The sequence below is a fragment of the Streptomyces sp. NPDC049597 genome, assembly GCF_040675505.1.
Lineage (GTDB): Bacteria > Actinomycetota > Actinomycetes > Streptomycetales > Streptomycetaceae > Streptomyces.
In genome coordinates, this window is sequence record NZ_JBFAOY010000003.1 from 78,468 (window position 1) to 93,280 (window position 14,813).

The following is a 14,813-nucleotide window of genomic DNA, read 5'->3' on the forward strand; positions in this document are numbered from 1 at the left end:
CGGGTCACTTCTCTGCTGTGGCGAGTCGGGAGCGGCGAAGGCCGTACAGGAAGTAGAACACGAGGCCCGCGGCCATCCAGGCACCGAAGACGACCCAGGTGACGGAGTCGAGGCTGAACATGTTGTAGACGCAGAAGCCGAAGCCGAGCACCGGGAACAGCCAGCCGAGCGGCACCGTGAAGGTCCGCGGCATGTCGGGCCGGGTGCGGCGCAGCACGATCACCGCGACGTTGACCAGCGCGAAGGCGAAGAGGGTGCCGATGCTGGTGGCATCGACGAGCTTGCCCAGCGGAATGACGGAGGCGAGGGCGCCGCAGAAGAGCGACACGATGACGGTGTTGACGCGGGGGGTGCCGGTCTTGCCGCTGACCTTGCCGAACACCCTGGGCACCAGGCCGTCACGGGACATGGCGAACAGCACGCGGGTCTGGCCGTAGAGCACGGTCAGGACGACGCTGGCGATGGAGATGACGGCGCCGGCCGCGAGCAGCGTGCCCCAGAAGGTCTGGCCGCTGACGTCGTTCATGATCGCGGTCAGGGAGGCCTCGGAGCCCTCGAAGTCCTTCCAGTGCCAGGCACCGACGGCGACGGCGGCGACCAGGACGTACAGCGCGGTGACGATGATCAGCGACAGCATGATCGCGCGGGGCAGGTCGCGCTGCGGGTTCTTCGCCTCCTCACCGGCGGTGGAGGCGGCGTCGAAGCCGATGTACGAGAAGAACAGGCTGGCCCCGGCGGCGCTGACGCCCGCCATGCCGAGCGGCATGAAGTCGGCGTAGTTGCCGGACTTGAAGCCCATGAAGCCGATGGCGCAGAACAGGACCAGCGCGCCGATCTTCACGACGACCATGATGGTGTTGGCCCGGGCGGACTCCTTGGCGCCGCCCAGCAGGAAGACCATGGCGAGCAGGACGACGATCAGGCCGGGCAGGTTGATGATGCCGCCCTCGCCGGGCGCCGAGGAGAGCACGCCCGGGATGGTGACGCCGATCGTGCCGTTCAGCAGCTCGTTGAGGTACTCGCCCCAGCCGACGGCCACGGCGGCGACCGACACGCCGTATTCGAGGACCAGACACCAGCCGCAGACCCAGGCGACGAGTTCGCCCATCGTCGCGTACGCGTACGAGTAGGAGGAGCCGGCGACCGGTATGGTGCCGGCCAGCTCCGCGTACGAGAGGGCGGAGAAGAGCGCGGTGAGTCCGGCGAGGACGAACGCCAGAGTGACGGCGGGGCCGGCCTTGGGGACGCTGTCACCCAGCACCACGAAGATGCCCGTGCCGAGCGTCGCGCCGATGCTGATCATCGTCAGCTGCCACATGGTCAGCGAGCGGCGGAGCGCTCCGCCCTCACCCTGACCGCCCTCGGCGACCAGCCGCTCGACGGGCTTGCGGCGCATCAGCCGCGCGCCGAGACCGGGGCCGCGGGTGGGATTCGGGGAGGACGGTGACTCGGTCGCGGGCGGCGCTGCTCCGTGGTCAAGCACGTCGAGGGCTCCTTCATCGCTGCGGGGATGGGCGCGGGGGGACCTCCGGCGGCCCGCAGGCGTGGAACCACGCAGGGGGAAAGGGACCGCCGAGCAGACGGTCACCGCCACTCCTGGTACGGGGCCCGAGCCTACGAGTCCGCAGCTCACGCCCGTAATGCACCGTTGTTGCGCATCGGCGGCCGATCATTGCGCGCTGACGCGGCACACGGGGAAACATTGCACCCGGGTGAACGAGAAGATCACGGAGGGCGTCGCAGGGGGTGTGCGGCGAGACACCCTCATAGACGCGCGCGGACCGGGTAGGCGAGCGATTGATGAACGCACAGCGCCATGTGGTGATCGAGGAATCACCGCATCCGGAGAGCATGGACACCGCGGGGGCCCGAACGGCCACTGCGGAGTTCCTGCTGCGCCACTGTCCCTGGGCGGATCCGGACGCCGTGCTGCTCGTCGTCTCGGAGCTGATCTCCAACGCGGTCCGGCACACGGCCGGCTGGTGGCGCCTGCACCTGACGGCAGGGGCGGACACGCTCGTGGTGGGGATCGAGGACTCCAGCCCGCTGCCGCCCGTCGCGCGCCCGCCCTCCTTCTCGGGCGAGGGCGGATTCGGCTGGCACCTGGTGCAGCGGCTCGCGGGCCGTGTCGAGGTCTGCCCGCAGTCGTGCGGGAAAACGGTCCAGGCGACCTGGATGCGTCCGGCCGCGGCGCCCTGCTGACGCTCTCCCGCCACCCACGCAGGAAACCGCTTCTCTCACGTCACTCACGTACGGAAAACGGCGTGTCTCACGTCCCTGAGGTACAGAAACGGCGTCCTGGTCTGCCAGGACGCCGTTTCTGCCGTGGGGGGAATGTGGCTTCGGGACGGGCGGCGGTCTGTGCCGCCGCCCGCTTCCCTCGGGTGGTGTCACTCCACCACGAGCAGCCCCTCACGCAGCCGCCCGGTGATCCGGGACAGCAGCCGCGACACGTGCATCTGGGACACGCCGAGCTCCTCACCGATCTCCGACTGGGTCATCTCCTCGCCGAAACGCATGCGCAGGATCCGCCGGTCGCGGTCGTCGAGCTCCTCGATCAGCGGCTTGAGGGCCTGCACGTTCTCCGCCGTCTCCAGGTCGGCGTCGGGTGCGCCGAGGCGGTCGGACAGCGGTACCGCGGCGTGGTCGGAGGCGTCGTCCATGGGCATGTCGATGGATCCGGCCGTGTAGCCGTTGCTGGCGACGACGCCCTCGATGACCTCCTCCTCCTCCAGCCCCAGGTGCTCGGCGAGTTCGGCGGTGGTCGGCGTGTGGTCCAGCTTCTGGGAGAGCTCGTCGACGGCCTTCGCCAGGTCGATCCGCAACTCCTGGAGCCGGCGCGGCACATGGACGGCCCAGCTGGTGTCGCGGAAGAACCGCTTGATCTCACCGACGATGTACGGGACGGCGAACGTCGCGAACTCGACCTCGCGGCTGAGCTCGAAGCGGTCGATCGCCTTGATCAGGCCGATGGTGCCGACCTGGACGATGTCCTCCATCTGCTCGGCGCGGTTGCGGAAGCGGCCGGCCGCGTACTTGACCAGAGCCAGGTTGAGCTCGATCAGGGTGTTGCGGACGTACTGGTACTCATGGGTGCCTTCCTCGAGTGAGGCGAGCCGCTCGAAGAAGACCTTGGAGATCTCGCGGGCGTCCTTGGGTGCAACCTCCCCCGGATTCCGCACATCCGGAAGATTCAGCTCCGCCATATCCGGGCGCTGAACTCCAGGCTGCGTGAGTTCGGTCGGGACCGTGCTCGCCGTGGACACTTCATCCTCCCCTGCTCCGATGTCAGTGCGAAGGCGCGCCTACCCCGGATGTCCCCGCGCATGCTTGGAATTTCGGGAAAGCGGAGAACGCCGCGCGGAAACGCGACGTCCGGCCCCCGCAACTGGTGCGGAAGCCGGACGAGTCGGTCACAGAACGCATCAACTCCAGCTGGCGTGCAGCGGCTTGCCCTCCGCGTAACCGGCGGCGCTCTGGACGCCCACGATCGCCTTCTCGGCGAACTCCTCGAGGGAGCCGGCACCGGCGTACGTGCAGGAGGAGCGCACTCCCGCGATGATCGAGTCGATCAGGTCCTCGACGCCCGGGCGGGCCGGGTCGAGGAACATGCGCGAGTGGGAGATGCCCTCCTCGAACAGCGCCTTGCGGGCCCGGTCGTACGCGGACTCCTCGCTGGTGCGGTTGCGCACGGCACGCTTGGACGCCATGCCGAAGGACTCCTTGTACAGGCGCCCGTCGGCGGTCTGCTGGAGGTCGCCCGGGGACTCGTACGTCCCGGCGAACCAGGAGCCGATCATCACGTTCGACGCGCCGGCGGCCAGCGCCATGGCGACGTCGCGCGGGTGACGGACACCGCCGTCGGCCCACACGTGCTTGCCGTACTTCTTCGCCTCGGCGGCGCATTCGAGGACGGCCGAGAACTGCGGGCGGCCCACGCCGGTCATCATGCGGGTGGTGCACATGGCGCCCGGTCCGACACCGACCTTGACGATGTCCGCGCCGGCCTCGACCAGGTCGCGCACGCCCTCGGCGGCCACGATGTTGCCCGCGACGACCGGCACCTGGGGGTCGAGGCCCCGCACGGACCTGACCGCGCTGATCATCGACTCCTGGTGGCCGTGCGCGGTGTCCACGACCAGCGTGTCGACACCGGCGTCGAGCAGCTGCTTGGCCTTGCCGGCCACATCGCCGTTGATGCCCACGGCGGCGGCGATGCGCAGCCTGCCCCGCGCGTCGACGGCCGGGGTGTAGAGCGTGGCGCGCAGCGCGCCCTTGCGGGTGAGGACACCGGCCAGCCTGCCGTCGCCGTCCACCGCGGGGGCGTAGCGGCGGTTGGCGCCGTCGAGCCGGTTGAACGCCTCGCGCGGGTCGATGTCCGCGTCCAGGAGCAGGAGGTCCTTGGACATGACCTCGGACAGCTGGGTGAAGCGGTCCACGCCGGCCAGGTCGTGCTCGGTGACGATGCCGATGGGGCGGTGCTCGTCGTCGACGACGACACCGGCGCCGTGGGCGCGCTTGTGCAGCAGCGACAGGGCGTCGGCGACGGTCTGGTGCGGCGCGAGGACGATGGGGGTGTCGAGCACGTGGTGGCGCGTCTTGACCCAGGAGATGACGTCGGTGACGACGTCGATCGGGATGTCCTGGGGGATCACGACGAGTCCGCCGCGGCGGGCGACCGTCTCGGCCATCCGGCGGCCGGCGATGGCCGTCATGTTGGCGACGACCAGCGGGACGGTCGTGCCGGTGCCGTCGGGGGAGGACAGGTCCACGCCCTGGCGGGAACCCACCGCCGAACGGCTCGGCACCATGAACACATCGTCGTACGTCAGGTCGTACGGCGGCTTCTGGTCATTGAGGAAACGCACGTGCTGAACATCCCAGTCGATCGGAGGATCCCCGGGCATGGCAGCCGGGGAAAACGCACGTACTTCATTCTCCCATGCCGGACCCGTTGTCATGCCCCGGCGAAAGCTCCAGTCACGGCGCCGCGCGTCGAGCGGATCCTCCAAACGACCGGTCTCACGGGGGCCGGCGGACCGCGATACGAGGCGCGGCCCGCCGCCCCGTCAGTCGTCCGGGTCCGCGCGCTCCAGGGCGGGCCGCTGGCCCGGTTCCGACGTCAGCAGCAGGTCGGCGGCCGCGGTGTCCGTGACCAGGCTGGTCACGAGACCGGAGCGCAGCACCGCCGCGATGGCCTCCGCCTTGCGCTGGCCGCCCGCGATCGCCACGACCTCGGGGATGCGCCGGAGCCGGTCGGCCTCGACCGTGATGCACCGCTCCCCCAGGTCGCGCCCGACGCGGCGGCCCTGCGTGTCGAAGAGGTGCGCCGACATCTCCGCGGCCACGCCGAGCGAGGCGTAGTGCGCGCGCTCCTCGTCGGAGAGCATGTCGTGGACCGTCGAGATGCCCGGCTCCCAGGAGCCGATGGAGACGCAGGCGACGGTCACCTTGTCGAAGTAGTCGAAGGCGCGTGCGATCCCCGTCTGGTGGCGCAGCGCCGCCGCGGTCGCCGGGTCCGGCAGCAGCATCGGCGCGTAGATGGGGTGGGCCTCGCCACCGGAGACCTGGGCCGCCCGCCGTACCGCCTCGACGGAGCCGCGCTCGGCGGTCCCCGCGTCGTAGACGCCCGTCAGCTGCACGACCGTGCACGGCGGCAGCCGGTCCAGCGCCGCCGCCATGTGGATCGTCGAACGGCCCCAGGCCAGACCCAGGACGTCGCCCTCGTTCACCAGCTCGCCGAGCAGGTCCGCGGCCACCTCGCCCAGGTTCTCCGGGTCGGGCGACTCGTCCGCCTCCGCCGGGGACTCGACGACGACCGCGTGCCGCAGTCCGTAGTGGGCGCGCAACGCGTCCGAACGCTCGGCGTCGAGCTCGGCGGGCACGCGGATCTCGATCCGTACCAGATCACGTTCGAGGGCGGTCTCGAGGACCCGCGCGACCTTGAAGCGGCTGACGCCGAACTCCTCCGCGATCTGGATCTTCGACTTGCCCTCGAGATAGAAGCGACGTGCCATGGCCGCCGCCTGCACCAGCTCAGCGGGTCCCATCCGCAGGGCGGACCGTCCCGCCGGCCTAGCAGTCACCGCGATCTCCTCACTGCTGTACACACGTACACACACTCCCGGGTCCGGCCATCCTGTCAGATCCACCGGTCCTTGATCAGCCCTGATGGGCCAACATCGGTTGAACAAGCGCGGCCATCGGAGCGCTTCCTCAGTGGCCGCACGCCCAGGCCGCGGAGGCGGTGGCCGCCGAGGCCTGGTCGCGGAGCATCCGCACCGCCGCGGCCGGGTCGTCCGCGTTGTAGACCGCGGAGCCCGCCACGAAGACGTCGGCGCCCGCCTCCGCGCACCGTTCGATCGTCGACGCCGACACCCCGCCGTCGACCTGCAGCCACAGCTCGAGACCGTGCTTGGCGATCAGCTCCCGGGTGCGACGGATCTTCGGCAGCATGATGTCCAGGAACGCCTGCCCTCCGAAGCCCGGCTCCACGGTCATGATCAGCAGCATGTCGAGCTCGGGCAGCAGGTCCTCGTACGGCTCGATCGGCGTCGCCGGCTTGAGCGCCATGGAGGCGCGCGCACCCTTGGCGCGGATCTCACGGGCGAGACGCACGGGAGCCGCGGCGGCCTCGACGTGGAAGGTGACCGAGCCGGCACCGGCCTCGACGTACTGCGGAGCCCAGCGGTCGGGGTCCTCGATCATCAGGTGGCAGTCCAGCGGGGTGTCCGTGGCCTTGGCGAGCGACTCCACGACCGGCACGCCCAGCGTCAGATTGGGCACGAAGTGGTTGTCCATGACGTCGACGTGGAGCCAGTCGGCGCCGGCGACGGCCTCCGCCTCCTCCGCCAGTCGCGAGAAGTCGGCGGAGAGGATACTGGGATTGATCTGAACGGCCATGTGCCAAGCCTGCCATGTTCTGAGGCGCTTCCCCTCCCCGGGACGGTACTCGGTACGGACCGGACTCGGGCAGGATGCGCACAGCCCACCGCAATACCGGCCATTCGACCGGCCGCTCGTCCTCCGGAGCACCCTTGCCGGACGCCGAGCGGCGCATCGCACCCGAAGTGGTGGCCCCACCTCACGGGAAATAGCGGCGGACCCACCGCCGCGGCCCGGCCCGGCTGACGGACCGGGCCGCCGGGCGGCTACGCGGTGCGGCGCAGCAGCGCCAGGTACATCGCGTCGGTCCCGTGCACATGCGGCCACAGCTGGACGTCGGGGCCGTCGCCGAGCGCCGGGACGCCGGGCATCAGCGGCCGCGCGTCCACCAGCTCCGCCTCGGGCGCGGGTCCGCCGCGCCCGCGCAGCACGTCGTCCACGACGACCCGCGTCTCGGCGAGATGCGGCGAGCAGGTGGCGTACCCGACCACGCCGCCGACCCGCACGGCCCTCAACGCCTCGCGCAGCAGGCCCCGTTGGAGCGGCGCGAAGCCCTCCAGGTCCTCCGGGCGGCGGCGCCAGCGGGCCTCGGGCCGGCGGCGCAGCGCGCCGAGACCCGAGCACGGCACGTCGACGAGCACCCGGTCGAAGGACCCGGGGCGCCACGGCGGGCGGGTGCCGTCCGCCGCGATCACCTGGTACGGGCCGGGGTTGCCGGTCAGGGCGCGGTCCACGAGCCGTGCGCGGTGCGGCTGCTTCTCCGAGGCCAGCAGCATCGCGCCGCGAGCGGCCGCGAGGGCACCGAGCAGCGCGGCCTTGCCGCCGGGCCCGGCGCAGCCGTCGAGCCACCGCTCGTCGGATCCTTCCAGCGGGGCGTTGGCCAGGGCGATCGCCACGAGCTGGCTGCCCTCGTCCTGGACGCCGGCCCGCCCCTCGCGCACGGCCGCGATCGCGCCGGGCTCGCCGCCCTCCGCGAGCCGGACGGCGTACGGGGACCAGCGGCCCGGCAGAGCCGACTCCTCGCCCAGCACGTCGAGCAGTTCACCGGTCGTCGTGCGGCCGGGCCGGGCGACCAGGGTCACCTCGGGCCGCTCGTTGTCCGCCTCCAGCAGGTCCTCGATCCCGGCGCGACCACCGCCGAGCGAGTCCCACAGCGCGGAGACCACCCATCGCGGGTGCGAGTGCACGACCGCGAGGTGGTCCTCGGCGTCCTCGTCGTACGGCGGGGCGACGCGCTCCACCCAGGTGTCCAGGTCGTCCTGCGAGATCTTGCGGAGCACGGCGTTGACGAACTTGGCCCGTCCGTCGCCGAGCACCACCCGCGCGAGCTCCACGCTCGCCGACACCGCCGCGTGCGTCGGGATCCGCGTCCCCAGCAGCTGATGCGCGCCGAGCGCGAGCACGTCGAGCACGGGCGGGTCGACCTCGCGCAGCGGCCGGTCGATGCAGGCGGCGATGATCGCGTCGTACGTGCCCTGGCGGCGCAGTGTGCCGTAGACGAGCTCCGTGGCGAGCGCCGCGTCCCGCGCGTCGAAGTCGTCCTTCTCGCGGGCCTTCTTCAGCAGGGGCGGCAGGACCAGGTTCGCGTACGCGTCCCGCTCGTCGACGGCCCGCAGCGCCTCGAAGGCGAGGATCCGGACGGGGTCCTTCTTGGGCCGGCGGTACGGCTTGGGGGGACGGCGACGGGACTGCTCGCTCAAAAGGTGCTCCGCGTTCGAAGAGGGTTGAACCCTGCCAGCCTACGCCGCGGCGCGGCGCCTCCCGCCCGGACACCCCAGGTCCTCGTCTTCCCGATCGGGCCGGATCAGAGGGTGGGAGTCCCCCACGGTCCCCCTCGCCGCAGGGCGTAGGGGAAGGGTCGTGCACGGCGTCTCCCGGGGCCCGCAGGGGACGCCATGAGGTTCCCCGGGCCCGCAAGCTCACTGCATGAGTTCGCCCTGGCCGGGCACCGGACCGCAGGGGGTGTCCCGAGGCCGGTACGGGCCTGAAATCTCCGCAGGGCCCGCCGGGGCCCGTGGGACGCATCGCAAGGCGGTGGACGGGGGCCGCCGCCCGGCCGGAGCCCCCCGGCTGCCGCTGGGAGGTGCCCCCTGGGGAGAGTCCCCTCGGAGCGTCGGCGACCGACGACGACGCCGGGGCGCCTCCCCATGCCCGAAGGGCCCCGGGGAGACGGAGAGAATCGCGGTGCCGGCACGCGCGGGCCCGCCAGGAAGCCGAAAGGCGGTGTGCCACGCGCGCGGCCGGCAGGAGCCGCAAGAGAGGGCCTACGCGCCGAGCCTCTCGCCCGGGGCGATGCGCACCCCGCGCGCCCAGTCCGCCGCCCGCATCGGCTTCTTGCCCTGGGGCTGGACCCAGAGCAGCTCGACGGCGTGCGATCCGGTGCCCGCGTAGACGTTGTTCTTGCCCGGGTCCAGCTCGCCGGGGGCCAGGTCCGTGCGGTCGGGGAGCAGCGTGACCTGGATCAGCTTGAGCCGCTCACCGCGGAAGAGCGTCCATGCGCCGGGGGCGGGCGTGCAGCCGCGGACGACGCGGTCGACGCGCAACGCGGGGGCGGCGAAGTCCACGTGGGCGTCCTCGACGGTGATCTTCGGGGCGAGGGAGACTCCGTCGGCGGGCTGCGGCACGGGCTTCAGGGTGCCGTCCTCGATGCCGTCCATCGTCGCCGAGAGCAGCCCGGCGCCGGCGAAGGCCAGCCGCGTCAGCAGGTCACCGCTGGTGTCGGTGGGCCGTACGGGCTCGGTGATCACGCCGTACACCGGCCCCGAGTCGAGGCCCTCCTCGATCTGGAAGGTGGCGGCACCGGTCATCTCGTCCCCGGCGAGGATCGCGTGCTGGACCGGGGCGGCTCCGCGCCAGGCCGGCAGCAGGGAGAAGTGCAGGTTGACCCAGCCGCGGGCGGGCACGTCGAGCGCCGCCTTGGGCAGCAGCGCCCCGTAGGCGACGACCGGGCAGCAGTCGGGGGCGATCTCGCGCAGCCGCTCCAGGAACGCCTCGTCGCGCGGCCTGGCCGGCTTGAGCACCTCGATCCCGGCCTCCTCGGCGCGCTGGGCGACCGGGCTGGCCACCAGGTGCCTGCCACGTCCGGCGGGCGCGTCCGGCCTCGTGACCACGGCGGCGACCTCGTGCCGTCCGGAGGAGAGCAGGGCGTCCAGGGCGGGGACGGCGACCTCGGGGGTACCTGCGAAGACGAGCTTCATCGGTGGCTGACTGCCTCTCGGACGTGTGGGGTGCGTACTGGTGCGACGAGCAGCTCACCAGTCTATGGGGCAGGGCCGCAGGGGGCGTACGGGAGACCGTGCGCCCTGCGCATAAGCACATACGCCCCGAAGCGTGACCAGATCGGCGGCTGGGACGTTGGTCAAGAGAGATTGACCGAAGCGGGCCGCCCGGATGCGGCCCGACCCCTTTCAACGCCGGTTCGAGAGGCTTGTCAATGGCCGACCACGCAACCCATGACGCCCAAGCCCGGGCAAGTCTGCACCTGTTGGTGCGGGACATCGAGCGGGTCCGCCGGCAGGTGGACGCATTGCGCACGCTCACCGCCCAGCTGGGCAATGTCTACCGCCCGCGCCGCTCCGGCCCGTCCACGGGCTTCGTCGTCTACGGCAGGGCCCCGGCGCCGACCGTCCGTCTCGCGCAGGAGCTGCGCGACAGCGTCGAGACGCTGGTGACCGCGGCAGTGGACTTCGACCGTTCGCTGGGCTTCTCCTGGGACGCGGTGGGCTCGGCGCTCGGAGTCACGAAGCAGGCGGTGCACCGCCGTTACGGCGCCCGCAGGGCGACGCCCCAGCCAGGCGCCGCGGAGGCCGAGCCGGCGACGACCCGCACACTGCCGCCCATGCCGGCTGTTCCGGCCGCACGCTCGATGCCTCCGCAGCCGGCCGACCCGCGCCCGGGCGCGTTCCCCGGCCCGCGCAACGGCTGACGCCTGGCTGGGGCTGACGTCCCCGCCCCGCAGCCGCCCGCGTCCGAGGACCGGAGACCACTGCCGTGGACGCGACCGGCAGCCGCAACGGCCTCCTCCGGCAGGAGAGGTCGCGTGGGGAGAGCCCGGACGTCAGACGTCGCGAGAGGCGTGACGTCCGGCCGCCGGAAAGCCGTCCGGGTCCCCCACTCCCGAGGCCCCGGCCCCGTGCCCCGGGCGCCCGGCCAGGGCCCCGCGGTCGGCCCGCCCTCAGCCGATGTCCGGCGGGTCGATCCTGATCCGGACCGGGTCCGTGCCGCCGCGGGCGAGCCGCGAGACCTGCGCCGACTTGAGAGCAGCCGCCAGCGCCGCCCCCCGGCCCGGCGGCACCCGCAGCAGCGCCCGCTCCCAGCGCTCCCCCACCGGGGCCTCCCCGGGCCTGCGCGCCCGCCCGGCGTCGGTCACCGGGAGCGGGACAGGCCCCAATACCTCGGCCTCCTCGGGCAGTTCGGTGGCGAGCAGGAACGACGCGACCGCCTCCGGACGGCCCACCACCTCCGCCATCCGCGACACCGGCGGAAAGCCCAGCTCCGACCGCTCGGCGAGCTCCCGCAGCGCATGGCCGACCGGGTCCCACCGCACGAGCGCCTGGACCGGCCGCAGCGTCGGCTCGGCGACGACGACGACCGTGCCGCCCTCCTCCTGGCCACGCACCAGCGAGGCCGCGGCGATCCAGCGGCGCAGCGCCTCCTCGCCCGCGCGGAGATCGGGCCGCCCGAGCATGGCCCAGCCGTCCAGCAGCAGCGCGGCGGCGTACCCGCCCTCGGCCACGGGCTCGGCGCCCGGGGTGGAGACCACAAGCGCGGGGCGTCCCGGCACGGCGTCCAGGACGTGGTCCCGTCCGGAGGTGCGCACGGGCACGGCGGGGAAGGCGCGGCCGAGTTCCTCCGCCGTACGGCGCGCGCCCACGATCCGTGCCCGCAGCCGGACGGAGCCGCACGCGACGCAGTGCCACCCGGGCTCGCCCTGCCCGCACCACGCGCAGCGCAGCTCGCGCTCGTCCGGCGCCTCCAGCGGCCCCGAGCAGTGCCGGCAGCGCGCCGGCGTGCGGCAGCGTTCACAGGCGAGCCGGGGCACATAACCGCGACGGGGGACCTGGACCAGCACGGGTCCGCTGCGCAGCCCGTCCCGTACCGCCTGCCAGGCGAGGCTCGGCAGGCGGGCCGCACGCGCGGCCTCGTCCCGCGCGAGGTCCTGGTCGCCGACGGTGCGCACCAGGGGCGCCGCGGCCCTGACCCGAGCCCGGTCGGCGACGAGCGGCATGGCCCAGCCGCTCTCGACGAGCTGGGCGGCCTCGACCGTGCAGCTGGTGCTGCCCAGCAGGAAGGCGCATCCGTCATGGGCCGCGCGCAGCTCCAGGACCTCGCGGACGTGGGGGAAGGGGGCGTTGTCGTCGCTGTGGCTCGCGTCGCCGTCGTCCCAGACGACGACCAGGCCGAGATCCCGCACGGGCGCGAACATGGCGGCCCGGGTGCCCACCACGGCCCGCACGGAGCCCCGGCGTACGGCGAGCCACTGCCGGTAGCGCTTCTCGGGCCCGGATTCGGCGGTCAGGAGGGCGTGGCGGCCCTCGCCCAGCAGAGCCGTGAGGGCGGCGTCCACGCGGGCGGCGCGCCGCCCGTCGGGCACGACGACGAGCGCGCCGCGCCCGGACGCCAGCGTCGCGGCCACGGCGCGGGCCAGCTCCTCCGGCCAGTGCGGGCCGGGCAGCGCGGTCCACACGGCACGTGGGGTGCCGCCCGTGGCGAGGGCGTCGATGAAGGCGGCCCCCCGCCCGTACCGCTCCCAGGAGCCCGCGCCGGGGGGTGCGGGCGGCGGCAGGGGCTCCGGCGACGGCTTGGCCTCCGCCCGTCCGTTCCTCGGCGGCACCGCGAGCTGCAGCACGTCGGCGAGGCTGCCCGCGTACCGGTCGGCGACAGCGCGGGCGAGGCGGAGCATCCGCGGGCCGAGGACGGGCTCGGGGGAGACGACGTGGGCGAGTGCCGCGAGGGGTCCGGTGTAGTCGGTCTCGGCCAGGCGCTCGACCAGGAAGCCGTCGATGAGCCCGCCGCCCTCACGGCGCCCCTCCCGCACCCGGTGCGCCCCCGCCCCGAACCGTACGCGCACCCGCACACCGGGCTGTGCCGCCGCGTCGAGCTCCTCGGGGACGGCGTAGTCGAAGAACTGGTCGAGGTGCAGGACACCCTTGTTGACGACGACCCGGGCGACCGGCAGCTCCTTGGCGAGCGCCGCCCCCCGCCAGGTGCGCGGCTTGGCCTTGGGCACCTTGGCCCTGCGCACGGTCTCCCTGATGAGCGCAAGCTGCTCGGGCCCGCTCGCGGCGGACTCCTCCGGCTGCTCGTCGTCGCTGCTCACAGCCCCATTCCTACCAGAGCCCGCTGACAGTGCTCGGGCCCGTCGACGAGGCCGGCACCCCTCCGGCCTCGGCTCTGCGGACAGCTCGGCCCCGCGGGCCGCCCGCCCCGCCGACTACTGCCCGGAGCCGCCCGCGCACGCGCGAGGGCCCCGGACCGACACGGTCCGGGGCCCTCGGAGAAGCCGTCGGGCTACTGGCTCACAGCCCCGCCGCCGCGCGCAGCGCGTCGACGCGGTCCGTGCGCTCCCAGGTGAAGTCGGGGAGCTCGCGGCCGAAGTGGCCGTACGCCGCGGTCTGGGCGTAGATCGGACGCAGCAGGTCGAGGTCGCGGATGATCGCGGCCGGGCGCAGGTCGAAGACCTCGGCGATGGCCTGCTCGATCTTCTCGACCTCGGTCGTCGCGGTGCCGAACGTCTCCACGAACAGACCGACGGGCTCGGCCTTGCCGATCGCGTACGCGACCTGGACCTCGCAACGGGCCGCGAGGCCGGCCGCGACGACGTTCTTCGCCACCCAGCGCATCGCGTAGGCGGCCGAGCGGTCCACCTTGGACGGGTCCTTGCCGGAGAAGGCGCCGCCGCCGTGGCGGGCCATGCCGCCATAGGTGTCGATGATGATCTTGCGGCCGGTCAGACCCGCGTCGCCCATCGGGCCGCCGATCTCGAAGCGGCCGGTCGGGTTCACCAGGAGGCGGTAGCCGTCGGTGTCGAGCTTGATGCCGTCCTCGACGAGCTGCTTGAGCACGTGCTCGACGACGAACTCGCGGATGTCGGGCGCGAGGAGCGAGTCCAGATCGATGTCGGACGCGTGCTGCGAGGAGACCACCACGGTGTCGAGGCGGACGGCCTTGTCACCGTCGTACTCGATGGTGACCTGGGTCTTGCCGTCCGGACGCAGGTAGGGGATGGTGCCGTTCTTGCGGACCTCGGACAGGCGGCGCGAGAGCCGGTGCGCGAGGTGGATCGGCAGCGGCATCAGCTCGGGCGTCTCGTCGCACGCGTAACCGAACATCAGGCCCTGGTCGCCGGCGCCCTGCTTGTCGAGCTCGTCCTCATCGCCCTCGACGCGCTTCTCGTACGCCGTGTCGACGCCCTGCGCGATGTCGGGAGACTGCGCGCCGATGGACACCGACACTCCGCAGGAGGCGCCGTCGAAACCCTTCTTCGAGGAGTCGTAACCGATCTCCAGGATCTTGTTGCGCACGAGGGTGGGGATGTCGGCGTACGCCTTGGTGGTCACCTCACCGGCGACGTGCACGAGGCCGGTGGTGATCAGGGTCTCCACGGCGACCCGGGAGGTCGGGTCCTCCCGCAGAAGGGCGTCGAGAATCGTGTCGCTGATCTGGTCGGCGATCTTGTCGGGGTGGCCCTCGGTCACGGACTCCGAGGTGAAGAGACGGCGGGACACATCGCTCCCTGGGGTTGCAGCGGCTGCTGGCTGATCATTGACGGACCGGCAGGGGGCTGCGCCCCGCGACGTTCCGCGAACCAGTTTATCGGTCGCTTTCCATCGCCGGACAACCGTCTCGCAGCTTGGGAGCCCCCTGACCTGTGGTCCATGGCCGAGACGCTATGACCATAGCGCCTACAGGCTGAGCGATTCGCCACA

11 protein-coding genes are annotated in these 14,813 nt (G+C 72.7%); 2 read left to right on the top strand and 9 right to left on the bottom strand.

All coding sequences use genetic code 11. The features are described 5' to 3' along the window. Window positions 1-4 precede the first annotated feature (4 nt). Entirely contained in the window at window positions 5-1,483 is a 1,479-nt protein-coding gene (locus tag AB0K02_RS05650; protein WP_365991081.1) for an amino acid permease, read from the bottom strand. Between the two features lie 317 nt (window positions 1,484-1,800). On the opposite strand from AB0K02_RS05650, the gene AB0K02_RS05655 reads away from it, so the two are divergent. Further along, window positions 1,801-2,202, top strand: a complete 402-nt coding sequence (locus AB0K02_RS05655; RefSeq protein WP_365991082.1) for an ATP-binding protein — start codon at window positions 1,801-1,803, stop codon at window positions 2,200-2,202. 188 nt (window positions 2,203-2,390) lie between these two features. Here the strand turns inward: AB0K02_RS05655 and AB0K02_RS05660 are convergent, their stop codons facing one another. From AB0K02_RS05660 to fmt, 6 genes are all read right to left on the bottom strand, one after another. Beyond that, window positions 2,391-3,266 carry a SigB/SigF/SigG family RNA polymerase sigma factor gene (locus AB0K02_RS05660; RefSeq protein ID WP_365991083.1) on the bottom strand — a complete coding sequence of 292 codons (876 nt, stop codon included), beginning with the start codon at window positions 3,264-3,266 and terminating at the stop codon, window positions 2,391-2,393. Between the two features lie 159 nt (window positions 3,267-3,425). After that, complete coding sequence (locus AB0K02_RS05665; RefSeq protein ID WP_365991084.1) at window positions 3,426-4,868, bottom strand: GuaB1 family IMP dehydrogenase-related protein; 1,443 nt, start codon at window positions 4,866-4,868, stop codon at window positions 3,426-3,428. 201 nt (window positions 4,869-5,069) lie between these two features. Continuing rightward, entirely contained in the window at window positions 5,070-6,110 is a 1,041-nt protein-coding gene (locus tag AB0K02_RS05670; RefSeq protein WP_365991085.1) for a sugar-binding domain-containing protein, read from the bottom strand. A gap of 106 nt (window positions 6,111-6,216) precedes the next feature. Then, window positions 6,217-6,903 carry a ribulose-phosphate 3-epimerase gene (rpe, locus tag AB0K02_RS05675; RefSeq protein ID WP_307716457.1) on the bottom strand — a complete coding sequence of 229 codons (687 nt, stop codon included), beginning with the start codon at window positions 6,901-6,903 and terminating at the stop codon, window positions 6,217-6,219. A gap of 248 nt (window positions 6,904-7,151) precedes the next feature. After that, on the bottom strand, window positions 7,152-8,585 hold the full coding sequence (locus tag AB0K02_RS05680) for a transcription antitermination factor NusB (protein ID WP_365991086.1): 1,434 nt from the start codon (window positions 8,583-8,585) through the stop codon (window positions 7,152-7,154). A gap of 564 nt (window positions 8,586-9,149) precedes the next feature. Continuing rightward, window positions 9,150-10,082 (bottom strand): methionyl-tRNA formyltransferase, encoded by a 933-nt coding sequence (gene fmt / locus AB0K02_RS05685; protein WP_365991087.1) that lies wholly within the window; start codon window positions 10,080-10,082, stop codon window positions 9,150-9,152. A 236-nt stretch (window positions 10,083-10,318) separates the two neighbouring features. On the opposite strand from fmt, the gene AB0K02_RS05690 reads away from it, so the two are divergent. Beyond that, complete coding sequence (locus AB0K02_RS05690; protein ID WP_365991088.1) at window positions 10,319-10,810, top strand: hypothetical protein; 492 nt, start codon at window positions 10,319-10,321, stop codon at window positions 10,808-10,810. A 249-nt stretch (window positions 10,811-11,059) separates the two neighbouring features. On the opposite strand, the gene AB0K02_RS05695 is transcribed toward AB0K02_RS05690, so the two are convergent. Then, a complete protein-coding gene (locus AB0K02_RS05695) occupies window positions 11,060-13,204 on the bottom strand; it encodes a primosomal protein N' (protein WP_365991089.1) in 2,145 nt (714 codons plus the stop codon). Between the two features lie 199 nt (window positions 13,205-13,403). Next, window positions 13,404-14,612, bottom strand: coding sequence for a methionine adenosyltransferase (metK, locus tag AB0K02_RS05700; RefSeq protein ID WP_365991090.1), 1,209 nt, complete (start codon window positions 14,610-14,612; stop codon window positions 13,404-13,406). Window positions 14,613-14,813: the final 201 nt, after the last annotated feature.

What these genes read in the sequence shown, in the direction of transcription:
- AB0K02_RS05655 (WP_365991082.1), top strand. Translation starts at nt 1,801, where the DNA reads ATGAACGCACAGCGCCATGTGGTGATCGAGGAATCACCGCATCCGGAG.
- rpe (WP_307716457.1), bottom strand. Translation starts at nt 6,903, where the DNA reads ATGGCCGTTCAGATCAATCCCAGTATCCTCTCCGCCGACTTCTCGCGA.
- fmt (WP_365991087.1), bottom strand. Translation starts at nt 10,082, where the DNA reads ATGAAGCTCGTCTTCGCAGGTACCCCCGAGGTCGCCGTCCCCGCCCTG.
- AB0K02_RS05690 (WP_365991088.1), top strand. Translation starts at nt 10,319, where the DNA reads ATGGCCGACCACGCAACCCATGACGCCCAAGCCCGGGCAAGTCTGCAC.